General features: G+C 35.0%; 24 protein-coding genes and 1 other annotated feature. Of the genes, 11 read left to right on the top strand and 13 right to left on the bottom strand.

The annotated features are described in order from the left end of the window. Positions 1-170 precede the first annotated feature (170 nt). Together CLOS_RS04665 and CLOS_RS04660 are read right to left on the bottom strand one after the other, a co-directional pair. Complete coding sequence (locus tag CLOS_RS04665) at positions 171-635, bottom strand: GNAT family N-acetyltransferase (RefSeq protein WP_012158763.1); 465 nt, start codon at positions 633-635, stop codon at positions 171-173. A gap of 115 nt (positions 636-750) precedes the next feature. After that, positions 751-1263 carry a hypothetical protein gene (locus tag CLOS_RS04660; RefSeq protein WP_012158762.1) on the bottom strand — a complete coding sequence of 171 codons (513 nt, stop codon included), beginning with the start codon at positions 1261-1263 and terminating at the stop codon, positions 751-753. A 306-nt stretch (positions 1264-1569) separates the two neighbouring features. Next, positions 1570-1784, top strand: a binding site (T-box leader). 60 nt (positions 1785-1844) lie between these two features. Here CLOS_RS04660 and CLOS_RS04655 point away from each other — a divergent pair. The 4 genes from CLOS_RS04655 (at position 1845) to CLOS_RS04640 (ending at position 4182) form a co-directional block, all read left to right on the top strand. Continuing rightward, positions 1845-2753, top strand: a complete 909-nt coding sequence (locus CLOS_RS04655; RefSeq protein ID WP_012158761.1) for a class I SAM-dependent methyltransferase — start codon at positions 1845-1847, stop codon at positions 2751-2753. Between the two features lie 425 nt (positions 2754-3178). After that, positions 3179-3334, top strand: coding sequence for a spore coat associated protein CotJA (locus CLOS_RS16435; protein ID WP_156774484.1), 156 nt, complete (start codon positions 3179-3181; stop codon positions 3332-3334). After that, on the top strand, positions 3334-3588 hold the full coding sequence (locus CLOS_RS04645) for a spore coat protein CotJB (RefSeq protein WP_012158759.1): 255 nt from the start codon (positions 3334-3336) through the stop codon (positions 3586-3588). Before CLOS_RS16435 ends, CLOS_RS04645 begins: the two co-directional genes overlap by 1 nt. Positions 3589-3609: 21 nt before the next feature. Then, positions 3610-4182 carry a manganese catalase family protein gene (locus tag CLOS_RS04640; protein ID WP_012158758.1) on the top strand — a complete coding sequence of 191 codons (573 nt, stop codon included), beginning with the start codon at positions 3610-3612 and terminating at the stop codon, positions 4180-4182. Between the two features lie 418 nt (positions 4183-4600). Here the strand turns inward: CLOS_RS04640 and CLOS_RS04635 are convergent, their stop codons facing one another. After that, the gene (locus tag CLOS_RS04635) at positions 4601-5119 is read right to left on the bottom strand and encodes a peptidylprolyl isomerase (RefSeq protein WP_012158757.1); all 519 of its coding nucleotides are present in this window, start codon (positions 5117-5119) and stop codon (positions 4601-4603) included. 237 nt (positions 5120-5356) lie between these two features. Here CLOS_RS04635 and CLOS_RS16290 point away from each other — a divergent pair, with 237 nt between their 5' ends. The 3 genes from CLOS_RS16290 to CLOS_RS04620 all read left to right on the top strand — a co-directional run bounded on the left by CLOS_RS16290 (position 5357) and on the right by CLOS_RS04620 (position 8742). Beyond that, the gene (locus CLOS_RS16290; protein WP_012158756.1) at positions 5357-6310 is read left to right on the top strand and encodes a methyl-accepting chemotaxis protein; all 954 of its coding nucleotides are present in this window, start codon (positions 5357-5359) and stop codon (positions 6308-6310) included. Positions 6311-6490: 180 nt separating this feature from the next. After that, positions 6491-6778, top strand: a complete 288-nt coding sequence (locus CLOS_RS04625) for an ArsR/SmtB family transcription factor (protein WP_012158755.1) — start codon at positions 6491-6493, stop codon at positions 6776-6778. Between the two features lie 236 nt (positions 6779-7014). Then, a complete protein-coding gene (locus CLOS_RS04620) occupies positions 7015-8742 on the top strand; it encodes a CoA-disulfide reductase (RefSeq protein WP_012158754.1) in 1728 nt (575 codons plus the stop codon). Positions 8743-8819: 77 nt separating this feature from the next. On the opposite strand, the gene CLOS_RS04615 is transcribed toward CLOS_RS04620, so the two are convergent. The 6 genes from CLOS_RS04615 to CLOS_RS04590 all read right to left on the bottom strand — a co-directional run bounded on the left by CLOS_RS04615 (position 8820) and on the right by CLOS_RS04590 (position 14337). Next, entirely contained in the window at positions 8820-9557 is a 738-nt protein-coding gene (locus CLOS_RS04615) for an acyl-[acyl-carrier-protein] thioesterase (protein WP_012158753.1), read from the bottom strand. Between the two features lie 171 nt (positions 9558-9728). Continuing rightward, positions 9729-10322, bottom strand: a complete 594-nt coding sequence (locus CLOS_RS04610) for a 4Fe-4S binding protein (RefSeq protein WP_012158752.1) — start codon at positions 10320-10322, stop codon at positions 9729-9731. A gap of 1 nt (position 10323) precedes the next feature. Beyond that, positions 10324-10551: an ATP-binding protein gene (locus tag CLOS_RS04605; RefSeq protein WP_012158751.1), complete on the bottom strand. Its 228-nt coding sequence runs from the start codon at positions 10549-10551 to the stop codon at positions 10324-10326. A gap of 135 nt (positions 10552-10686) precedes the next feature. Further along, on the bottom strand, positions 10687-11781 hold the full coding sequence (gene mnmA, locus CLOS_RS04600) for a tRNA 2-thiouridine(34) synthase MnmA (RefSeq protein ID WP_012158750.1): 1095 nt from the start codon (positions 11779-11781) through the stop codon (positions 10687-10689). Positions 11782-11947: 166 nt separating this feature from the next. Continuing rightward, entirely contained in the window at positions 11948-12823 is an 876-nt protein-coding gene (locus CLOS_RS04595; RefSeq protein WP_041719650.1) for a YitT family protein, read from the bottom strand. Between the two features lie 446 nt (positions 12824-13269). Then, on the bottom strand, positions 13270-14337 hold the full coding sequence (locus CLOS_RS04590; protein WP_242649597.1) for an FAD:protein FMN transferase: 1068 nt from the start codon (positions 14335-14337) through the stop codon (positions 13270-13272). 253 nt (positions 14338-14590) lie between these two features. Here CLOS_RS04590 and CLOS_RS04585 point away from each other — a divergent pair, with 253 nt between their 5' ends. From CLOS_RS04585 to CLOS_RS04575, 3 genes are all read left to right on the top strand, one after another. Further along, positions 14591-14968 (top strand): hypothetical protein, encoded by a 378-nt coding sequence (locus CLOS_RS04585; protein ID WP_012158747.1) that lies wholly within the window; start codon positions 14591-14593, stop codon positions 14966-14968. 208 nt (positions 14969-15176) lie between these two features. Further along, positions 15177-15614: a hypothetical protein gene (locus CLOS_RS04580; protein ID WP_012158746.1), complete on the top strand. Its 438-nt coding sequence runs from the start codon at positions 15177-15179 to the stop codon at positions 15612-15614. Between the two features lie 17 nt (positions 15615-15631). Further along, positions 15632-17257 carry a thiamine pyrophosphate-binding protein gene (locus tag CLOS_RS04575; RefSeq protein WP_012158745.1) on the top strand — a complete coding sequence of 542 codons (1626 nt, stop codon included), beginning with the start codon at positions 15632-15634 and terminating at the stop codon, positions 17255-17257. A gap of 58 nt (positions 17258-17315) precedes the next feature. Here CLOS_RS04575 and CLOS_RS04570 read toward each other — a convergent pair whose 3' ends face one another. The 3 genes from CLOS_RS04570 to CLOS_RS04560 all read right to left on the bottom strand — a co-directional run bounded on the left by CLOS_RS04570 (position 17316) and on the right by CLOS_RS04560 (position 21960). Continuing rightward, positions 17316-18395, bottom strand: coding sequence for a hypothetical protein (locus CLOS_RS04570; protein WP_012158744.1), 1080 nt, complete (start codon positions 18393-18395; stop codon positions 17316-17318). 333 nt (positions 18396-18728) lie between these two features. Continuing rightward, positions 18729-20309: a phosphoenolpyruvate carboxykinase (ATP) gene (gene pckA / locus CLOS_RS04565; RefSeq protein WP_012158743.1), complete on the bottom strand. Its 1581-nt coding sequence runs from the start codon at positions 20307-20309 to the stop codon at positions 18729-18731. 247 nt (positions 20310-20556) lie between these two features. Continuing rightward, positions 20557-21960 carry an MATE family efflux transporter gene (locus CLOS_RS04560; protein ID WP_012158742.1) on the bottom strand — a complete coding sequence of 468 codons (1404 nt, stop codon included), beginning with the start codon at positions 21958-21960 and terminating at the stop codon, positions 20557-20559. A gap of 234 nt (positions 21961-22194) precedes the next feature. On the opposite strand from CLOS_RS04560, the gene CLOS_RS04555 reads away from it, so the two are divergent. Continuing rightward, positions 22195-22761: a manganese efflux pump MntP gene (locus CLOS_RS04555; protein ID WP_012158741.1), complete on the top strand. Its 567-nt coding sequence runs from the start codon at positions 22195-22197 to the stop codon at positions 22759-22761. Positions 22762-22815: 54 nt separating this feature from the next. Here CLOS_RS04555 and CLOS_RS04550 read toward each other — a convergent pair whose 3' ends face one another. Then, on the bottom strand, positions 22816-24348 hold the full coding sequence (locus tag CLOS_RS04550) for a methyl-accepting chemotaxis protein (protein WP_012158740.1): 1533 nt from the start codon (positions 24346-24348) through the stop codon (positions 22816-22818). Positions 24349-24365 lie beyond the last annotated feature (17 nt).

The raw sequence follows: 24365 nt of genomic DNA, 5'->3' as shown, positions 1-24365 counted from the left end.
TTTAATTATTCCTGATATTGTTCCACAGAAAATATTTTTGAATTTAAATTAAATGAACTTCTCAATCTAAGTTCTGAAGAGTATTTTAAGCACGATTTAATCCAACAAAAAAAGCTAAAGGTATCTAAAAAAGATACCTTTAGCTTTTTGATTATTTAAATAGAATTGTTCTAAATTATATTATATTTAAAAACCTCCGTTTCTTGACCTTTTTCATCTTCTGTTTTATATACAAATTCCCAGCCTAAACCTCTATAATATTTAGAGGTATGCTCTGTTCGTAAATATAAAGCCTCATAACCAAGTTCCTTCACTACATGTTGCACATGCTCAATAAGCACTTCTCCTATGCCTTTCCCTCTATGTTCGGGGCCTACATACAAGGAAGCCAACCATGGAGTCAATATGTCCTGAGTTTTTAAATCATTTGCAAAAATAGAGACAGTCCCTACACATTCATTATTAATCATTGCAGCAAATGTCATTGGAAAACTTTCTTTATTTGTTTTGTTTAAATATTCAACAACTTCTTCAAAGTTCAAATTTCCTTTAGCTTTTATAACAAATTCATCATAAATCCAGGTAGCAACGGTTTCAAGATGTTCTGGATGATTACATAAATGGTCTATATACAATTCATATTCCTCCTAATTTAGCATAATTGCCTTTATTTATAGATTAAAAATAATTTTTATTTTATTAAATACATATTATTGAATTTACCATATACAAACACAAATTCGTGCAATTTTATTGAGAATCTATTTGCTTTGCATTTAAAATTTTTTCTAAAAAGTTAATAGTGTTTTTCTCTTCTATTTTGCTTAATCTCGATCCAACTTTGATAATAAAAACTCCAAAAAATAGCATAATAATAGCAGTGAATAACCCACAAATTAAATTCTTTTCAAGAACCTTTCGATTTACTTGATTTATATCGAATAAGGCTGCTATTATGGACAAAGTTATTGCACTGATTCCAGAAATCCAAGCTGCAATGAATATCTTAATACATCGGTGGATTTTAAAGCTTCCCCTAATTACAGTTCCATTCCTATTTTTATGAAAACTACCATAAAAAATTTTAGAAAAGGAATTTCGAAATTCCCTATTTCTTTTTTGCAACCAAAATGTTTCCTCTTTTACTCTTCCAATCCATTCCGATGAGCTGAGTAGTATAGAAAATAGTCTGGAATCAATGGAGTTATTCATCCTTGTTTTACATTCTTCAATTTCAAGATTACTCAGTAATTCATATTTCATCTTCTATCCCCCCTACTATTCATATATTTTTTCAATATGTATACAAAAAACTATTTTACTTATTATTTTTGTAAAATAGTCTATAATCCTATTATTCTTTCTTTTTTCAATACTTCCTTCTCACATTAAAAATTTATAGAGCACTGATACAAAATATGGATTCTATCGATTACTTAATCATTGTGCAAATTATTTCAACATGGACACACTCTTTAGTTCCTATATACGGGATAATATTTCATAAAACTAATGCTGTGCTATTTACAATTTTCAGAAATTACTGTATACTATTACCAATTTAATAAAGAATAGACGATGATAGAGACAGTAAATATTTTTGAAAAATCACAGCGAGCTGGGAATGGTGGAAGCCTAGTATTTACTAGATCATGTTGAATATCCCTCTGGAGTTTCAGACCGAATTTTGAGTAGGTACTGGCGGTTTTCTACCGTTAATAAGAGCACATATGTTGGTATGTAGTATCAGGTGGTATAACGAAATTTAGGCTTTCGTCCTGTTATAAGGAGGAGAGCTTTTTTTGTACCATAAAATCAAAAGTGAACTTTAGGGGGTGGTGCGGATGATTGATGGTGATATTAGCGATATTTTTCACGTAAGTACTGCAAGTATTAATAATTTAGGAGTGATGAATATGAAGTATAACCCAGAAATTCCAAGAGCTCACTATGATCAATATGGAAATAATGAATGGGAACGACTAGAAAAGGATCGATTAGGAGAACTATTATATCATGTGCATCTCGATATACTAAAGCGATATATCTCCAATTCAGATGTTGTTATTGAATTAGGAGCAGGTGCAGGAAGATTCACAAAGGATATTGTAACCATGTGCAAGTCTCTCGTTACTTCTGATTTATCTCCGATTCAAATTGAAATTAATAAAAGAAAAATGGAGGAACTAGGATTAATTCATAAAGTAAAAAACTTTATGATTTTAGACATAAGCAATTTAGAGGACATCGAAGACCATACTTATGATATTGCTGTATGTATTGGAGGGTCTATTAATTACTTATTTGATAAAGAAGAAAATGCCATCAACGAAATGCTAAGAATCCTTAAATCTGGTGGTAAATTGATTCTTGGGTCAATGTCACTGATAGGTGCACTCATGTATTATCTGAATGGGGTTCTATATGAAAAAGGAATGTTGGGAATTGATGCAACAGAATGGCTATTTACTACTGGAATACAAGATGAGGAGCATTACCCAGTGGAGAATAAGCATTACGCCCACATGATGACAAGTAAAGAATTGGATGCTTTGTTTGAAGGAAAACAGGTAAAGATTCTAGAAAAAAGTTCTGCTGGATTATTTATGCATTCACAAGAGGAAACCTTATGTAGCGCAAAACAGGATCAGGAATTTTGGGAACTCCTTATCAAAAAAGAAGTTGAATTTACTAAATTACCTGGGACCTTAGACTGTGGTATGAACATTATTTATGTAATCGAAAAGCTGTAGTTGCTTTATAATATTTACTCTGAAACGCGCTAAATAAGTTACTAGTTTATTAGAGCGTTCTTTTTAATTTATTATATAGAAGTCAATTTTTTTATACTTAAAAGGTGTCGTCTTTACTTCATACTGTTCTCCAATTTAAACAATTCTCTAACAGTGATATCAAATTATTTTCCCTATATTCATTTACAATTTTAAAAAAAGAAAAAATAAGGAGAAATTGTTTTAATCGTCAGAAATTAAAACAATAACCAACTCACACTATTTAAGCTATCGGAATAGTATATTATGACAAAAGAATCATACTTTTGAAGTAAAATTTAAGGAGGTAGTTCAAATTGTGTTATGACGGATGTTATCAATATTCATACCCATATCCTTATGCTTATGGAGACTGTGGCCAATGTCAGATATACCCTGTGCCATTTATGCCAGTGAACCCTTTATATGCCCATGCTTATGTGCCATATCAATCCTCTTCAAACACGTTTCCTATGGATGAGGCTCTAATGCAGGGTACCATATTTCCTGAGCTAACGAATCTGTATAATCCAAGCGCTAATTACTGGAAGGAGGAGTCCTAATGAACGATCGTCAAACCCTAATGAGACAGATCCAAGAAGTAGAATTTACCGCCATAGAATGGCAACTATATTTAGATACCCATCGATACGATCAAAGAGCGCTAATGGAATATAATGCTTATGCAAATCAGTTGGCAATGTTAAAGCAACAATACGAGATGCTTTACGGTCCTCTTTTAAACTTTGGCTTCTCTCCTAATTGTGATTCGTGGAGATGGTTGGATAGCCCATGGCCATGGGAAGAAAAATTCTAGGATGGAAGGAGAAATTACTCTATGTGGATTTATGAAAAGAAATTAGAATATCCCGTTAAAATTTATAGCAAAGACTTAAGAATGGCTAAATATCTGATGACCCAGTATGGAGGGCCTGATGGAGAGCTTTCCGCAGCCATAAGATATTTAAATCAACGATACACCATCCCTACCAATGAAGCAAAGGGTCTATTAACTGATATCGGTACTGAAGAGCTTGCTCACGTTGAGATGATTTGTACCATGATCTATCAATTAACAAAAGATGCTACTGTAGCAGAATTAGAGGCTGCAGGGCTTGGCGCCAACTATGCCATCCGAAATGGTGCTCTATTCCCAGCAGATGCCAACGGTATTCCGTGGACAGCATCCTACATCCAAGCACATGCAGACCCGATCACCGATTTACATGAAGATATGGCCGCAGAGCAGAAAGCCCGTTCCACCTATGAGCATCTATTAAAATTAACAGATGACCCTGGCATGAAGGATGCTTTAAGGTTCCTGTGGGAAAGAGAAGTCGTTCATTATCAAAGATTTGGCGAAGCATTAAGAATTGTTGAAGAATATATGCAGTGTAAAAAAATTTTCTAACCGAAAGCTCTGTATCATCAACTCCCAAAAGCTATCTCATAAGGATAGCTTTTTTCTGTGTTAGCACTTCTTAGTTTACGCTTTAACCTGCTGGTAATTAAAGTTGCTGACTGTTGAAAGATTTGAAGCAATTGCTCTTATCTCTATTCAATATTTTTTCAGTCAAATAAACTCATCTGTCTATCTATTTTATTCTCTTTTTTATATGCCTTGATGATATCTTTGATACGATATAGAATGCCCTATCTTTCACATTCTGCTTTGAAAATTTTATAAAGCTATTTTGCATCCGGCACGAAGCAATGGTACGGATTGTCATCGTTTTTTAAATAAGGTAATTCTATATCGTAGAAGACCTCTATTTCTTATAAAAAAGTCCCTAAAGTTGTATTCTAAACCTTAGGGACCTTCAATTGAATTATATCTTTTCTGGTTCTGGATATTCTACACCAAAAGTTTCAACGGTTACTTCTTTCATTCTTTGAGGCTCAAATGGCTTATCCATGTAGTTGCGCTCTACTGCTACAATTTCGTCCGCTACTTCAATGCCTTCTATTACCTTACCAAAAGAAGCATATTGTCCATCTAAATGTGGAGAATTTTCAACCATAATAAAGAACTGTGAACCGGCTGAATTTGGTACCGCTGTTCTAGCCATGGATAAAACACCTTTTGTGTGTTTTAGGTCATTTTTAAATCCATTTCCAGTAAATTCTCCTTTGATACTGTATCCCGGTCCACCAGTTCCAGTACCATCTGGGTCTCCACCTTGGATCATAAATCCTGGGATTACCCTGTGAAAAATAACACCGTTATAATATCCCTTATTTATTAAAGATATAAAGTTATTTACTGTATTTGGAGCTATTTCTGGATAAAGCTCCACTTTCATTTGCTTTCCATTCTCCATTGTAATCGTAACGATTGGATTTTGCATATGTACATTCTCCCTTCATGCCATCATAATTTTTCATATATTTTACACCTTCCATCTTACTATATTGTGGTCGAAATTTCCATAATATATTATTCGATTGACAAAATCTATGATATTATATTATTTGAGGGGATATCCTAGTACAAACTATGCTCATTTCATACAGTTTTTAAAGAATAAGTAAATGATGCTGAGTTTCTTTAAAAACGCTGATTAACCTATATAGAGGAGGATCTTATGATATTCGAAAAACGGCATTCAAAAAAACAAGCTCAGCAAGAAATAAGTGCTGCATCTCTTGCGGCCCATGAATCTACAGTTGAAGCAGATCAACTGAAAAACCACATTAAAAGCATTTACGAGAAAATGGGATCCATTATTCATAAGCATGGCTTAGTGAATGAACAACACGATGAATTGGCTGCACTTGCAGATGAAATGAAAAGCACCATGGAAAAAGTAAAGCAGCTTTCAAACGATTCCAATGATTTGGCAGTTTATTTATCAGAACGAAGCCAAAATCTCAATACAATTTCTAAGGATTCTGTAGCAAAATCATTAGAGGGATTAGAAGCAGCCAATAGCCTATCCACTGTTATGAATGATCTTCAAATGCAATCGAAACATTCCTCAAATTCTATGATGCATTTAAATGAACGATCTGATGAAATAACAAATATCATAAAAGCGATTACAGACATAGCGAAACAGACAAATTTACTAGCTTTAAACGCCGCAATTGAGGCTGCAAGAGCTGGAGAGCATGGGAAAGGCTTCGCTGTAGTTGCCAATGAGGTTCGAAAATTATCAGAAATGACCAATTCTAGCACCGCTACAATTCAAGCGTTAATCACAAACATACAAAATGAAATCAAAATCGCTATTGAAAATAATTCAAAAAGTACGAAGGCAATCATCGAAGGGATTCATATGGGTAATGTGGTGAACGATAAAATACAGGAAATGGCTCAAGGTTTTAAGTCAGTAGAGCATGAGGTACAGGCAGTAACCACGACGATCACCAATCAAAAGAAATACATTGGGGATATTTTAAATCAGACAGAGGTTTCAGATTACATATTAGCAAATATGCACGAGAAACTTATTAGTCATGTGGACAGGGCTTATAAGGTAGATGAAAGTCTTGAAAATAACGTAAATGAAATGAAGCGCCTATTGAGCACGATATAAGGTTGGTTCAAAGAAAGGGAATTTTCCCTTTCTTTTTTATGCCATTACTTGACACCCATTCTTTAATATCGTATTATTATAATATTAAGATATTTTCTTTAGCGCATATTCAAAATTTTTACTCCAATGATATTATGGATTGGCCTACAAAAGGAAAATTAATCAACAAGGAGGATTTGAATGGATATTTTTTTAAACGATAAAATATTTGATGAAAATGCAGAAATATTAAAAGCCCTTGCTCACCCCGTCAGACTATGTATCGTAAAAGGACTTCTCGCCTGCGGCGGATGTAATGTTTCAAATATACAAAACTGTTTAAATATGCCTCAATCTACGATTTCACAGCATTTATCTAAATTAAAAAGCTCTGGAATTATCGAAGGAGAAAGAAATGGATTGGAAATCGTCTACAAAGTCATTCACCCAAAAGTAGAGCCTATTATCTCAGCACTATTTCCTCAATAAATTTCTATTTTCTTTAATTTCATTTTCATATCTTAATCCAACTAGGACTTGATTTTATCTAGAATAAGGATTTTTATTATTCTAGTTTAATGGTTAAATCGTTTTATTCGAATATAACGTTATAACAATTAAGTTTTAGATTCATTGATTCTTCGGCGCAATAAACAAATCGTCTTTTCATTTTTTCTAGAATAAATGAATCTATATTCTTTAATTAATATAAGGAGGGATCTCTAATGAGTAAAAAAATTGTTATCGTTGGTGGCGTTGCTGGTGGTGCTTCTGCTGCCGCTCGACTGAGAAGAATGGATGAAAACGCAGAAATTGTTTTATTTGAAAAAGGAGAATATATTTCTTTCGCAAACTGTGGGCTGCCATACTATATCGGAAATATTATCGAAGAAAGGGATGCTTTACTGGTTCAAACCGTAGAAGGGATGTCTCAAAAGTTTCATATGGACATTCGAGTTTTCAGCGAGGTTATAAAAATAGATCCATCAAAAAAGAAGGTCACCGTAAAAAATCTGAAAACTGACGAATCTTATGATGAATCCTACGATATTCTTCTGCTTTCACCAGGAGCTCATCCAGTTAAGCCGCCGATTCCTGGCATCAGTGAAGCGGAGAATTTATTTACATTACGCAATATACCCGATACAGATGCAATTAAATCCTTTGTAGACCATAGCGCTCCAAAATCTGCTGTTGTAATTGGTGGTGGATTCATTGGTATTGAAATGGCAGAAAATCTACATCACAGAGGTTTAAAGGTAACCATCGTGGAAGCATCTGATCAGATTCTAGGTCCCATCGACTATGAAATGGCCGCAATCCTACACAATCATATCCAGTCCAAGGGAGTGGATTTAATCTTAGGCGACGGCGTAAAATCTTTTGAGAATCGGGGTAATCGAATTGTTCTGCAAAGTGGAAAAGAAATAGAAACAGACTTAATTGTTTTCGCAATTGGCGTTCGACCAGAAACTCAGATTGCAAAAGATGCTGGACTGAAGCTGAATGAAAGAGGTGCGATTCAGGTAAATGAATATCTTCAGACTTCCAACGAGAGCATCTATGCCATCGGTGATGCCATTGAAGTGACTGATTTTATTAGCGGAAAACCTGCTATGATTCCTTTAGCTGGACCCGCTAACAAGCAAGGGAGAATTGTGGCAAACAACATTTGTGGAAAATTTGAAAAGTACGTCGGTACCATGGGAACATCCGTTGTTAAAGTATTTGATATGACTGTAGCCTCTACCGGTAACAATGAAAAGCTTTTAAAATCCAATGAAGTGAGCTATGAAGCAATCCATATTCATCCCGGCTCCCATGCTGGATATTATCCTGGTGCTTTGCCAATCTCTATGAAGATGTTGTTTGATCCAAGTACAGGAAAAATTTTTGGTGCACAAGCCGTTGGCTACGATGGAACCGAAAAGAGAATCGATGTAATTGCTACGGCCATTGCTGCTAAAATGTCCGCTGTGGATTTAAAAGAATTAGAACTGGCCTATGCACCTCCTTTTTCATCTGCTAAAGATCCTGTAAATATGTTGGGGTTCGTTGCAGCAAACATGATGGATGGCCTCATTGATACTGTACAATGGCATGAAATTGATGATATTGTCAAAAATGGCGGTATATTACTGGATGTTCGAGAAACAATAGAGTATCATTTAGGCGCTATTCAGGGCTCTATCCACATCCCTCTCGGTGAACTCAGAAGCCGCTTCAATGAATTGCCAAAGGACAAAGTAATTCATATTTATTGTCAGGTTGGTATTCGAGGATATAATGCAGCCAGAATTCTAGTGCAAAATGGATTTAAAGTTAAAAACCTAGATGGTGGATTTAAAACTTATGGTAGTGTGTTCTTGAATAATAATTTTAATGACTGTATTGTAAAAATCGATGACTCTGGTGTGGCAAAGATAGATTGCTCCACAGGCGAAATAAAATAAAGCTTTCTTAGACGTGTACTGAATAAAAAAATCGCATTGGAAAATTCCCGTGCGATTTTTTTATAGATGCTTCACTGCTACTTTCTGTTTTTCCACACACTTCTTCCAAAGGCATGCAAAACACTATTGCTCGTTATCTTATGATAACAAACGGTTTCTTCTCCTTCTATATCCATAGAAACTTCTGATTTTATTAAACTGCCCTGTTTGATTTCTTTTTTGTACTGAATATCTAGTTCATACAAATATTGATCTTCGAACTGTTTTGGTAAAACCTCCAGCATCCAATTTAAGTACTTTACATTATTCACATGATGATTAAAGTCAATATCAGATTTTCTAACACGGAATTCTATTGCTTCATCTGCCTGTACTTCATCTTTAAAATCATGAAAATGGTAAAAATTATGTTCATCTTCTGAATCGTAGACTGCACTGATTATATCGGGTACCCTTGCAGGTTTCCGTTTAAGAATATGGCAAAACACCCATTGAGTAGATGCTTGTACCAATAATTTTCTATCACTGTCATATATGTTAAACTCTCTGGTCGCATAAAATCGATCAACACCAGAACTCCAGGTTTCCACTGTAATTGTCGTACGTGATTTTGGATACTCAATGAACCTTACTTTCCATCGATTCAGCATCCATGCAAAACCCATTTTAAATAAATCAGCGCCGCCAACCCCTAAGGTATCCCCATGTAGAAGAGAAGCCTCGCCCATATATTCCAACAGGGATTCTGGTCTTACAAAACGATCTCCGCTGCAATCATAATAAGGTATTACAAATTCTTCCGTATATCTTGCCATGATCCTCATCCTCTATTTGAATTGATAGGGTTTATTATAACATAAAACTTCAAAGTTGACATACTGTATTCAGCCTTTCTTTATTAAAAGATTGTTCTTATTGAGGAATTTCCTCACGTTCAATAATGAAACCCTCTCCTAATATGTTCCATGTAGTAGGAGAGGGCTTTATTATATCGTTTCTTTATTGGTTTTATATTTCAATGAGGATATTCCTTGAGTCATTGTTCCCATAGGGCAATATACACACCATGATCGTGGCTTATACAAAAGCATGGTTATGATTCCTAGTATTGTAGAGGTTAACATCATGCTATAAAACCCAAAGGCAAATTGTGCGATCCAAGGAGATACAAAGCTGGTATTAACCCAGTTCCAAGGCAGCTTAAATGTCCAAAGCAAAGTGATCACTTCTTTTAAATTTGAAGCACCAGCAAACACTAAATAAGTGTTCCACAGCATCATCCCAAACATACTCATGAAAAATGTTAAGAACCCATATCGAAATACCTTCGTTTTTAAAGCTGAAGGCATGGATTTATTTCTAGATAATTTGTATTTTGTACCCAGTAGTTCAAATAATTGTCCTCTCCCACAATATCGATTGCAATAGATCTTTCCCCCACCAGTAAAGGAAATAACGAGAGGTATCATAAAGCATAAGAGCCCTAACCAAGCAAATAATATATTAAACATTCCTAAAATTAAATACACAACAGATGCTATATATAAATATTCATACCAATGCTTCTTATTTTTAGACATATTATTGTACCTCCTCTACCGTTATTATTTCTATGGTAGATGCTGGACATATATTGGCACATTTTGAGCATCCTACACACTGATTCTTATCAACCTCTGCAAATACTCCCTGTATTATTTTAATGGCATTTTTAGGGCATACCTTAGCACAGGCTCCGCAAGCAACACAGAAATTTCGATTAACTTGCGCCTTTTTTCTTAATGACTTTCTTTGGATATCCGTATTCATGTTTTCTCCTCCTAGAATGATTTGACGTTTGATATCATTATATCATATTATTACAATATAGTGATATATATTTTTTAAAAAATCTCCCTTTAAAGTTTAAAGGAAGACTTCTTTCCGATCCATTATATAAGCAATCTACTTTAATATCTGGTCTATGGTAGCGCCACCTAAACATACGACACCGTCGTAAAATACAACAGCTTGACCTGGTGTAATAGCCTTCTGAGGCTCATCAAACATCACCCTACAGGTGTTTCCTTCTTCCACATAAACAGTGACACCTTGGTCCGGCTGGCGATATCTAAATTTAGCAGTGCACTTTATAACAGATGGTTTGGGATTTTCGCTAACCCATTGTAAATCTGCACCAATCAGTCCACGGGAATATAGGCTTGGATGCGTTTCTCCTTGTGTCACATATAAAATATTTTTCTCAAGATCCTTATCCACGACGAACCAAGGTTCCCCTGTACCAGCACCGCCAATACCTAATCCCTTTCTCTGGCCTAAAGTATAGTACATCAACCCATCATGCTTTCCTTTAACTTCCCCATCCAAAGAGATTATTTTGCCCGGTTTTGCAGGCAGGTAATTGCTTAAGAACTCTTTGAAATTTCGCTCTCCAATAAAGCAAATTCCTGTACTATCCTTTTTACTAGCAGTTGCAAGTCCTGCATCTAATGCAATTTGTCTAAGATCCTTCTTCTGCAGATGACCAACAGGAAACATTGCCTTTGATAGCTGATATTGATTTAATTGATTTAAAAAATAGGTCTGATCTTTATTAGTGTCTACACCTCTCAGCAGTCGATATTCTCCGTCTGAGTAATCTACTTGTGCATAATGACCGGTTGCCAAGTAATCTGCGCCCAATTTAATGGCGTGGTCTAAAAAAGCTTTGAACTTGATCTCTTTATTGCACATAACATCTGGATTTGGCGTACGCCCAGCCTTATATTCATTTAAAAAGTACGTAAATACTCTATCCCAATATTCCTTTTCAAAGTTTACGGAATAATAGGGAATCCCAATTTGATCGCATACTCTTCTCACATCCTCATAATCCTCTGCGGAGGTACAATATCCAAGTTCATCACTTTCATCCCAATTCTTCATAAAAATACCCACCACATCGTATCCTTGCTGCTTCAATAATAAAGCTGCTACGGATGAGTCGACACCGCCGGACATTCCAATCACTACTTTTGTATCTTTTGGAGCTTTGCTCACTACAATTCCTCCTCTCTGAATTATGTTTCTATATTATCTGATCAATAAGTACTATTTAATACAAAGATAAAGAAACAAATCAAACAAAATTTTTCTAAATCCTATTTTACCACTTTTTATATAAAAAGAGTAGCTTAAGCTACTCTTTTATGAATTATTATGTCGATTATAAGCCTACATTTCTAAAGCCAGTTCCTCTTACTTCTTGAATACTATGGATTGTCATAAATGCATGAGGATCATGCTCCTCTATGATTTCCTTCAGCTTAGCAATTTGAGTCGTCGTAAGGATGCAATAGATTACCTTCTTATTGGACTTTGAATAGGCACCCTCCGCTTGCAAAAAGGTTACACCTCTGTTCAAATTTTTCATGATCACATCTGCTATGATCTCCGCTTTGTCTGATACGATCATCACATTTTTTTTCTGATCCATGCCTACTTGAACTTTATCAACAATTTGATATCCGATATACATTGCAATCAATGTATACATTGCAGGTTTTATTCCAAACAATGTAGAGGATATGACCACAATGAACGTATTAAATATCATTAAGCCAGTTCCTACATTTATGTTGAATTTTTTCTTAAAAATTGCAGCAATAATATCTAAACCACCTTGACTCACACGATTTCTAAATAGGATGCCCATTCCTACTCCGTTAAAAACAGCGCCAAATATTGCAGACAGAATGATATCATCTAGCATGTTATATTTTCCAATGTCTGAGGTAAGCTCTATTGAAAATGATAGGAATAGCATGGAAACGAAACTATATGCAGCAAATTCCTTGTCAATGGTTTTCAGCCCAATTAAAAATATTGGAATATTAATTAGAAATACTAATAAGCCTGTCGGAATTTGGGTTAAATAGTGAATCATAATGGAAATTCCACCAACGCCACCACTGACCAATTTATTCGGTATAAAGAAGCCATTTAAAGCTATGGAACATAGTAGATTTCCCACAACAATAGCACCTAGCCTGCTAAACTTAATCGTACAGTTCTTCGAGCAAAAATTAGCTCTTTTCATCATTTCCAAAATAAATACCTCACTTTTATAATTTTATTTATATTCATTATACTAATATGCAAGTTTTCCTTCAATATTAGCTACAGTTCGTATGAGTGATACATCTAGTATTTAAAGCAACCCATCATATTATGCACCGTTTTTCTTCATAATTCTCCCGCTTCCTACGCCTTGCTTTAACAGAACTTGAAACTGTTAATAGACAAAATACAGTGTAATTTTTTATATTAGAATTTATAACTGTATTATAAAAAATTATATTATAAGCATTGATATAGCTAAATCTTGTATATTGCTTATTTAAAAGAATGTTTTTACACAATTCTTTATTTTCAAAATAAAGAATTTAAAATTTCTAGACCATTGGGAAATTATTGTTTTTGTCATATAAAAATAGATCTAGATTTCCCTCTAGATCATTTTTATATGATTTTCTATTCATTGGATTTTTAATGTTTAGAACCAGTTGCACCATGACTCTTCATGATTGCTTTCATTCCATCGGTAGCCTCTATGGACCCATCCTTCATAATCCAAAGAGCCTCTACGCCCTCAATACCTTCCACTAAGGCTTTACTTTCGGCGTAGGGTGTTAAAAACACGGCCGTTGATAGTGCATCGGCAGCACCAGAGTTTACTGTTACAACGGTAACAGCACGATAATATTCTCCGGGCATGAGCGTCTCCGGATCGATCAGATGATGAATTGTTTTGCCATCTACCATATAGTATCTTTGATAATCACCACTGGTCACTACAGAAGCATTATTGATAAAAATAGTTTCAAGAATACTACTCTCATTTGGAAGTATGGATTGATCTGGATTTTGTATCCCAATTCCCCACCGTTCTCTAACGCCATCCAGTGGTTTTTCTAATACCCGAACATTGCCGCCGGCACTAATAATACCAGAGGTGAAGCCTTTTTTCATCATTTCTTTTGCTACAACTTCCGTTGCATACCCTTTGGCTACTGCCCCTACATCCAATGCCATTTTTTTATCAGCAAGATATACGGTATTTTTTTTCGTATCTACAATAACATCATCAATATTCGTATATTGGGCTGCCTCCAACAGTTGTTCCATCGGTGGAAGTTTTGCATGTTCAGGCTCGGATTCCCCCTCCTGTCTATAATCATGCCAGATTTTAAGTACGGAGCCCATGGCAATATTGGTTTTACCATTTGTTTTGCTATACCATTCTTTGGCAAAAACAATTAAATCGATAATTTCCTTTTGTACTTCAACTGGTTTTATCCCTGCATTATCATTAATTGTTTTTACATTATTCAAACCTTCATAGTTGTTATAAATATCATATAATTTATGAAGTTGTTCAAATCTAGACTTTATTTGTTCAAAATAAGCTTTAAATTCTTCCTCTGTTTCTGTATATCCAACCACCTGAACCAATGTATCAAAGGTATCAAAAAAGGTATCCGTATATTTTGAGTATTCCTTCTCTACCTTTTGATTACACCCTGACAGTATCCCTAACGTCAAAACAAAAATCATTATTATTGAAATTACTTTTTTCATCAATATCACCCTTATCCATCATAGCAAATTTTTTGATTTCTCACAATAAGAGGATTCTGAATATAGTTCGTTCTTCCTAAATGTATAATTTTGCTGAAAAATAGCATTATTTAACGAATTATGTCTTGATGTTTTTTTAATTTTCTTATAATATATATATTGATATGTCTAGTTTTATCCAATAGAGCTTAGATATTTCAATATTCATAAAATATTAGGAGGATGAATAATGATTATCAAAGATTCAAAAGGAAGTTATGAATTGAAGGTAGATGCTGCAAGAGGTATCGTATATGAAACTTTCAATGGTTTTTTAAACATGGAAAGTATGCATAACGACTACGTTAATAAAGTATTTCCTTTAATAAAGGGAAAAAAATGGACAAAGTGTTCCGATCTAAGAAATTATAAAACGACTACATTAAATGATGGGGATACTCATTTAGAATGGTGCACAAAGAATGGTATGGTTCCAGGGGCTATTATCGTTGCCAGTGCTATTGTAAAAATGCAGATGAACCGATTAGGTAAAACTTCGAACTCCGATCCTGTGGCATTCGATAATCTAGAAGAAGCAGACGCATGGCTTAAATCTCAAGGATTCTAATATCTACTATGACTTCTGTTTTTACAGACAGAAGTCATTTTTATAACGAATCGGAAAGTTCTACTTATAAGGTATTCCAAAAGAAGAACTTTGCCCGTAAATGAGTTTCAAAAAAGGCTTCCTTATAGCGTTTCTATAGAAGCCTTTTTTATATCATTTTATTGAGGTGAATCGTACTCAATATTACAACTTCAGGGGGGAATATTACGTGATTGAAGTACTGAAAAATATGTTTAACGAAATTGGCTCTGTGGTAGAACTGGAGGAAATTGCTTATCTTACCATAGAAAATGGTGAACTGATTCCAATCTATAAAAATGATACGGAGTTTTTACCACTACAAAAATGGATTGACTTCCATAAAGAATATCGTTCTTTCGTAAAGGATGCTGAGTTTTTAATGAAGCTTGTAGAGACAAAATCTTTATGCGCCATTCATAATACCGATCATTTGGATACAAAGCCGACTGAATTTAAGGTTTTAGACATTCGAAGCATCTACTTATTCCCAATCATTAAAAAGGATACAGTCGTTGCTGTCGTTGATATGGCCTTTATTAAAAAGAACTATGTTCTTTCTGAGGAGCAGATTAAACAATGTGAGCATATCATTAATAAAAATATTCATATGCTCATTGAAAATTAATACGGGGGGATAATTACATGAGAATATCTGATGCAATTTTAGAATTTTTATATAGAAATGGAGTTACTTGTTCATTCGGTATTCCTACCGCCCAAGTATCTGCATTTAATGATGGATTAAATGATTACGATATCGAATATGTTATTGTTAAAAATGAAGCCGCTGCTACATTTTCTGCAGGAAGATATGCTGATTTAAAGAGAGATTTGGGTGTCTGCTTTATTGGAGGATGCGTTGGTGTTAATAATGGAATTAATGGTATAGCAGATGCCTACAGAAATAAGTTACCCGTTGTAATTTTTAGCAGCTACGTTGGTAGTGCCGTGATGGGTAAAAACTCCTTACAAGAGTTAATCACAACAGATATCACTGAACCGATTACGAAATATAGCAAAACTCTTTTTGATGAGAAAACAATTTTAGAGGAAGTCAAAAACGCTATTGAAATTGCCTTAACGCCACCTTATGGTCCCGTTCACATTTCAATCCCAGCAGATATTCAGGTAATGGATTTTGAAGGTGAAATACCTGGGAAAATTGATCGCAAGGCACTGATGCCACAATATGATATGGATTGCTTAGAAAAAGCTGTAAACACTGTTCGTTCATCTAATAGCGGGGTTATCATGGTGGGCCGAGGCGCTCGAGGATTATCGGAAGAGATTAAATCCCTCAGTGAAAAATTACAGTGGCCTATTATCACAACACCCAATGCAAAGGGTCTCATCAGCGATGATTTTGAGCTGAACCTAGGAAATTATGGATGGTGTACAACGGACCGTGCTTTCGATTATATCCATCATACTAAATTGGATTGCATCTTGATACTGGGTACTTCCTTAGGACAGATGTCTACAATCGTATATAATAAAGCTCTCGTAGCAGATAAAACTGTAATCCATATCGATTGGGATGCAAATGAGCTGAACAAAATTTTTCCTGCGGATATTCCTGTGTTCAGTGATCTGAAAACTGCTGTGGATCGCTTAAATTCGGAGATTGAAGCAAGAGAAAAGAAAATCTCCATACCAAAAGAAGCCAATGCACCTTATATACAAAATCACACAGGCTTATCGCTACAGCTTTTTATGAGAAAGATAACGGACTTTGTTCCTGAAAATACTTGTTTCATACAAGATATGGGAGAAAATATGAACTTTAGTTTTAAATATTTATCCTTAAAAGAACATATGGACTTTCAAACAAGCTTAAATTATGCTTGCATGGGTACTGCCGTAGGTGGAGCATTGGGTTCATACATGGCCGACCCAAGCAAAACCTATGCTGTTATCGTAGGCGATGGCTCTTTCTTCATGAATGGTATGGAAATATTAACAGCAAAAGAACATTGTATGCCAATTATTTATTTTGTTATTAATAACTCCATGTTAGCATTGGTAACTCACGGTAGTCATGCCCAATATGGAAGATGCCTAAAAGGTGCTTGTACCTATGAAAGAGTATCTATTGCAGAGATGTCAAAAGCTATGGGAATTAATGCGGTTCAGATCACCAGTTTAGATGAACTGGCAACCTTAGAAGAACAATTTAAAAACCTTTCAAACAAACCTTTCGTTGTAGAAATCATCACAGATGGAAGCGAAACCTGCATGGATAATTCCAGATGGAATAAATCAGAATAAATCAAAAGAAAGCTGTCCCAAATTGGGACAGCTTTCTTTTTTATGTTTTAAAATCAATTTACTTAGCGTTTTCTTTTGCTTCTACAATTGTTTCAATATAATCTGTAATTGTAATTGTAACAGAAGATGTAAGTTCTGCATCTGTTGCTTTACCATCTTTAAGTTCCATTGCCTTAATTTCTTCTACAGTTTTTCCAACTGTCCACTCGCTTAAAGCTGCCGCTTGCTCAAACCACTCTTTACCAATTTGAGAAGCTTTTTTCATACCGTATTCATCACCAAGCTCAACTTTTGTTTTTACTTCAGCTGCTTTATCTGAAGTTACTTTACCTTCTTTATCAAAGTTTACTTTTGTTTGAGCATTGTCAATGATAGTTCCTGCAACTTTACCGTCTTTATCAAAAGCAACAACTGTCATGATTGTATCCACTTGTGCAAGTGGTAGTGTTTCTTTTCCATCTGCATTTGCATATCCTTTAGATTTAGCTGCTGAAATGTCAGTTCCTAAACCTAATTCTACAGCACCAGCTTTAACTTCTACAGCATTGTTGTATGCTTCTTCAAGAGCAGTGATATATCCTTCAACGCTAATAGTAACAGAAGATGTAAGTTCTGCATCAGCTGTTTTACCGTCTTTGATTTCCATCGCTTTAATTTCAGCTACAGTTTTTCCAACCATCCACTCACCTAAAGCCGCTGCCTGCTCAAACCATTCTTTTCCAATTTGAGAAGCTTTTTTCATACCGTATGCTTCACCAAGCTCAACTTTAGTTTTTCCTTTTTCTGTTACATCTGTTGTAAGTTGAAGCTCTTTATCAAAATTTATTTTTGTTTGTGCAGTATCAATTGTTACTTTAACTACTTTTCCATCTTTGTCGAATCCAGCTGCAACGATTACAGTATCTACTTGTCCAACTGGTGTCGTTTCTCCTTCTAAATCTTTAGATTTAGCGATGGTTGTAGTTTGTCCTAAACCAATCTTAGCGATTTCTCCAGCCACTTCTTCACCATCTTTTGGTGTTTCCTCTGTTACCGCAGGTGGTGTATTACCATCTGGCGTTTTATCTGTTGTAGAACATCCAATTAATGCCGCTCCTGATAAAGAAAGAACTAAAAGCATTGCTAAAAATTTCTTCATTTTGTTTGCCTCCATTTTAAAATATAATTTATTTAAATCACAAAGTGATTATAACATGTTGTTTAGAAATAGACAATACATTTTTGTTGAAAAATGTTTTTAGTAAACAATTATTTCTAATAAATAATTGTTTTAATTAAGAGTAATTTGCTCTACCTGTTTTTTTCCTGTACGGATCCTTTTAAAATCTATCTAAACTTTGTTATAACTTACTTTGGCTATAATACCATCGTTTTAGTTTATCCTAAATTTTAAAATTATATTTATATACAAATCATTCCTTTGTATAATTTTTATAATATTTGTATAGAGAATAAATAATAAAATACTGTTCTATTGAACCTTTGGATTCACATTTTTTATATCATCAGAAACATCATCAAACTTTTTAAAATTCTCAACGAAGCTTTTTGCCAGTTCGTTTGCCTTCTGATCGTATTCATCTTGATTGTCCCATGTTTTAGAAGGCTCTAATACTTCTACTGGTACCTCTGGACATGTTGTTGGTATGGATAAATTGAAGATTGGGTCCTTAATATATTCCACCTGATCCAATTCCCCTTTAATTGCCGCTCTTACCATGGATCTTGTATATTTTAGTTTCATACGGCTTCCTATACCGTATGGTCCACCTGTCCATCCCGTATTTACTAAAAATACACGAGTATTGTATTTCTCTATTTTCTCACCTAAAAGCTTTGCATAGGTTTGAGGCTTTAATAGCATGAATGGTCCTCCAAAACAAGTTGAAAAAGTTGCGGTTGGCTCTACGATGCCTCTTTCTGTTCCAGCCAACTTACTGGTGTACCCAGACATAAAGTGGTACATGGCCTGTTCTTTCGTTAGTTTTGCAATTGGAGGCAATACGCCTGTAGCATCGGCAGTTAAGAAGATAATGGTATTTGGAATTCCACCTTTACCCTCTAATACGGCATCATCAATATATTCCACTGGATAAGCTGCACGTGTATTCTCTGTATATCTATCATCATCATAGTCGATATGACCAGTGTTCTCATCGATTACAATATTTTCTAAAATTGCGCCATGTTTAATTGCATTCCATATTTGTGGTTCTTGTTCTTCCGTAAGATTGATGCATTTTGCATAACATCCACCTTCGAAGTTAAATACACCATTGGCAGTCCATCCGTGCTCATCATCTCCAATTAACTTTCTGTTGTTATCTGCAGACAATGTGGTTTTTCCAGTACCGGATAGTCCAAAGAATAGCGCAACATTACCGTCCTCTCCGATATTGGCAGAGCAATGCATTGGAAGAACATCTTTAAATGGTAATAAGTAATTCATTACAGTGAATATGGATTTCTTAATTTCTCCACTGTATCTTGTTCCGCCGATCAGAACTATTTTTTGTGCAAAGTTCAGAATAATAAACACTTCTGAATTTGTACCATCTACTGCTGGATCGGCCTTTAAATCTGGCAATGCAAGAACTGTAAATTCTGGATCAAAGTTCTCTCTTTCTCCAGCTTTAGGCTTTATAAACATCTGCGATGCAAATAAATTTTGATATGCAAATTCATTGATAACTCTAATTGGCATTCTGTAATCTAAGTCAGAACCTACAAAACCTTCAAAAACAAATAGTTCTTTATCTTTTACATGGGCCATAGCTTTATTAAATAGATTGTCAAACACTTGGGCAGAAATACCTTTATTTCCTTTGTTCCAGTTAATATGATCATGTACCGATGGTTCATCTACAATGAATCTATCTTCTGGAGATCTTCCCGTGTATTTTCCGGTATTTATACATAGAGCCCCATTCTTCGCTATGACTCCACCTTCTTTTTCCACAGCAATTTTTATAAGTTCTTCCACTGGTAGATTATAATGAATTTTATTAGTTTTTAGAATACCTGAGTCAATCAACTCTTTAACATTATTCAAAACGAATACCTCCCTAAGAAAATATGATAAACTTCTCATTACCGTAATATATTATATCATAATTGGTTATTTATGCTATACTAATCAAGCATTAATTTTATAAATTTTTGTAACAATTATAGGAATTATTGTCGTTTAATTTTCATACAATCTTAGAATAGTATCTGACCTCTATAGAAAAACCCTAAAACTATACCATGTTTTTCGTATAATTTTAGGATTTTCTTTAATATCTTACGTTGTGTAATTATCTTAGCTTCGTATACTTCCACTTTCCAGTTCTAAATCGAATATATACAAAAAACCATCTTACAAATTGATCCACAAATACAGCCACCCATGCCCCTGCCAATCCGTATCCTAAAGTGTTGACAAATACATATGCCAGCGCAACCCGAATGAGGAGAACACCAATAAAGGTCGATAACAAAGGCCAGAAAGTATCCCCTGCCCCTCTCAATCCACCGGCTAGTATTAATTGGGAAGATTGAAACGGTTGAACCAAGGCAATTATTTTTAATGCCAACGATGCACTTTTTATAATCTCAGGATCCGATGAATATAAGCTTACGAGCTGCGGCCCAAGAAAGAATAGTATCAGTGCCATAAAGGTAGAGATCATGGAGCCAATTCTCCTCGTTTCCTTTGCATAATCTTCTGACAAATCCAGCTCATTGGTACCCAATGCCCTCCCTACCAAAGAAGATGCAGCAATTCCAAAAGCCTGCCCTGGTTGAAAGGAAAGTCCCAGTATGCTAAGGGCAATTTGATGTGCCGCATAGGTTACAGTTCCAAGCCCAGCAACTATTTTTGCAAACAAAAGAACTCCGGTTCTTAAAACCAATTGCTCTATGGATGCAGGAACACCTATTTTCACTAGGTTATATATAATATCCTTATCAAATTTAAATCGTGTTTTAAGATTTAATTGAATAACATCATTGCCCTTCACAATGTATTTCAATAAGAATACACTTGCGATTGCATTCGCTAAGGTTGTAGAAAGCCCAGCTCCTGTAACACCCAATTTAGGAAAACCAAAAAGTCCATAAATGAGGACTGCATTGCCAAATATATTTAAAAAGTTCACTCTAATATTGATCTTCATTGGCACCTTTGTTTCACCAATACCTCTAAGGGCTGCAGATATGGACATATTCAATGACTGAAAGATAAATCCAATCATAACAATTTTAAAGTATGCGCTTCCTGCCTGTAGCGTGTCCGCTTGGGCACCCATAAATGTCATAATAGCATCTGAAAAAATAAGTCCAAATAATGAAATTGGAATTGCAAGCATTACAAGACTCAGTAAAGTAACATGCTTTAAAGTATTTTCAATCCGATCTCTTCGATTAGAGCCTAGATATCGAGCGATCATTGCTGTAGCCCCTACATTGAGAGCCTGCACAAGGGATAATCCTATAAATAAGGGCTGGTTCGTAATACCTACGGCTGCCATAGAAGCTGCTGCTAAAGCACTGTCTGCAATTCTACCAAGCATAATCATATCCACCATACCAAACAGGGAGCTTAGAAGAAGTTCAACTAGAACAGGCCAAGCAATATCAATCACATCTGCTCTAATCGGATCCTTTAACCATTTCTCTATTCTATTATTTTTAGCAGTATGCTCCTTCTTACTATCCATATTATCAATCTTCCTTTATGTAATAATTAGACACACTAAATATTATAACATAATAAAATTTAAAAACCAAATCCTTCCTCTTTGAATATGGGATTTGAGCGTCTTTTTTGCAAAAGCGAACCGCAGTTAGCATCCTTGTCTTCCGATCCAAACTATAGTATAATCTTGTTTGTTACAATATTTGAAGTTTTATTAATAGCTGAGCTATTTGATTAAAAAATCAGGAGGATACCAATGGGACTTATTGAACTAACATTTATTGCTGTTGCTTTATCTATGGATGCATTTGCAGCAGCCATCTGTAAAGGACTTTGTATGAAGAAGAATGCTCTGAAAAATACCATCATCGTAGGAATTTTCTTTGGCGGTTTTCAGGCAATTATGCCTCTCATCGGTTATATCCTGGGGACACAGTTTAACGAAAGCATCTCTTCCATCGATCATTGGATTGCTTTCATTTTATTATCAATTATTGGCATCAATATGATTAGAGAGTCTAGAGAAGATGATTGTAGCTGCGATGTAGACTACTCAGACAGTTCCTTTGGCATGAAAAACATGACACTTCTAGCCTTAGCAACAAGCATTGATGCATTAGCTGTCGGTGTAACCTTTGCATTTTTAAAGGTGAAGATTGCTCCTGCAATCGGTATCATTGGTGCGATAACATTTATCCTATCGATTATCGGTGTTAAAATAGGAACAGTATTCGGGATGAAGTATAAATCTAAAGCAGAAATTGCCGGTGGTGTCATTTTAATTACTATGGGCGCAAAAATATTATTGGAGCACTTATTATAAATAATATAAAAAAAGTACGACTTTCAAAGATCGTACTTTTTTATAGGTATTTTTCTACATATTGAGTCTTTCTAAATCATCTAAAGCTAAAGCGGCTTGCACAACGCCTAAGCTATCTTTTCTAGCGATGCCTACAAATTTATAATATTTTGAATCCACATCCCTCTTTTTCATTGGTTGTACTACTTTTAAAGAAGGATCCTTTAGAATTTTCCTAAACTCATATGCTTGACTATTCTGATCCTCTGGCAATCGAAAGCCGATGATCGAGTCATCAGAGGAGTACTGCATTAAACCGTCACCATCACTGATGCAAAAATTGACGCCTCCTGTTTTTAAGGCAAATTCTTTGATCGACTTTTGGTTAATTCCGTTTTTCACCACATGCTCTGCCAATTCTTCACTTTGTTTGATAAGATATTCCCCCAACATCCGATCAAAGGTACTACTGAATTTATTTAACTTGGTACTGACCTCATCTAATTCATTGATATTATCAAAACTAGCTTTAATAAACCGTTTCTGCGAATCCATCATATGTTCGATCTCATCAATGGTGGACATAGTTTCTTGAGAGAATGCGGCTATCTTTTCCATATTTTCTGCCATATCCTCTGTTGCTCTGGCATTTTCTCCGATGCTTTCTGTAATATTATTAATAGAGTTAACGATTTTATCCATGGATTCTGTTATTTCTTGAAGATGTATCCGAGCGTTGGCAGTTATTTTCTCACTTTGTTCCCCTTGGTGGATACCGTGTTCCACATTGGTTAATGTGCTTTCTACCTGCCCAATAATATTATTTATAATTCCGCTAATTTCTGTAGCCGCATATGCACTTTCGTCCGCTAACTTTCCAACTTCCTCTGCTACTACGGCAAACCCCTTGCCATGTTCTCCCGCTCTGGCTGCCTCAATGGATGCATTCAAGGATAAAAGATTGATTTGATATGCAATAGCATTAATTTTTCCTGCAATTCCTTGAACCTCATTCATCAACCCACTCAATACCCGAATCTCATTTCCTGAGTTCTGTAACGATTGACTGATTGCTTCAATAGACTTCATTGCATTCTCTATAGCTTTTGTGCCACTGTTTACAGTTTCTCTAGTAATGTTTGCTTCCTTATTCATGCGTTCACTGATACTAGCTACCTCTGTAATGCTAACTGTGAGCTGCTGCGATAAAGCTGTAAAGTTTAGAATTTCATTGTTTACCCCCTGTACCCCCGCAGCAAAGGCTTCAACGCTATCGCTTAAACCATTCATTGCCGCTAAAGATCCCTCCGCGTCTACTTTTACTTCATTTGTAGAGGACACAATGACTGTAGAGGATCTAATAAATTGAAAAATCCAGTCTTTTAATAGGTTTTTCAAAGTTTCAAGGGAATTCAACATGCTCGTATTTTTATTCTTTATTTTATTTAAATCAATTCGATATAACATATTCCCTTTGCTGTATTCATGAATTGCAAACTTAATTTCTTCCAACATTTTTTTATGGATATTCCTCACGAATATAAATGAACTGATGGCTCCTGCAATAAATGCTAGAATGCACAATACGATTTCTCTAAAATATGTCATCCGCTTTCCTCCTATGT

The sequence above is a fragment of the Alkaliphilus oremlandii OhILAs genome (assembly GCF_000018325.1).
GTDB classification, from domain to species: Bacteria; Bacillota; Clostridia; order Peptostreptococcales; family Natronincolaceae; genus Alkaliphilus_B; species Alkaliphilus_B oremlandii.
Note: the sequence above shows the minus strand (reverse complement) of the source record. Positions and strands in the feature narration are given on the sequence as shown.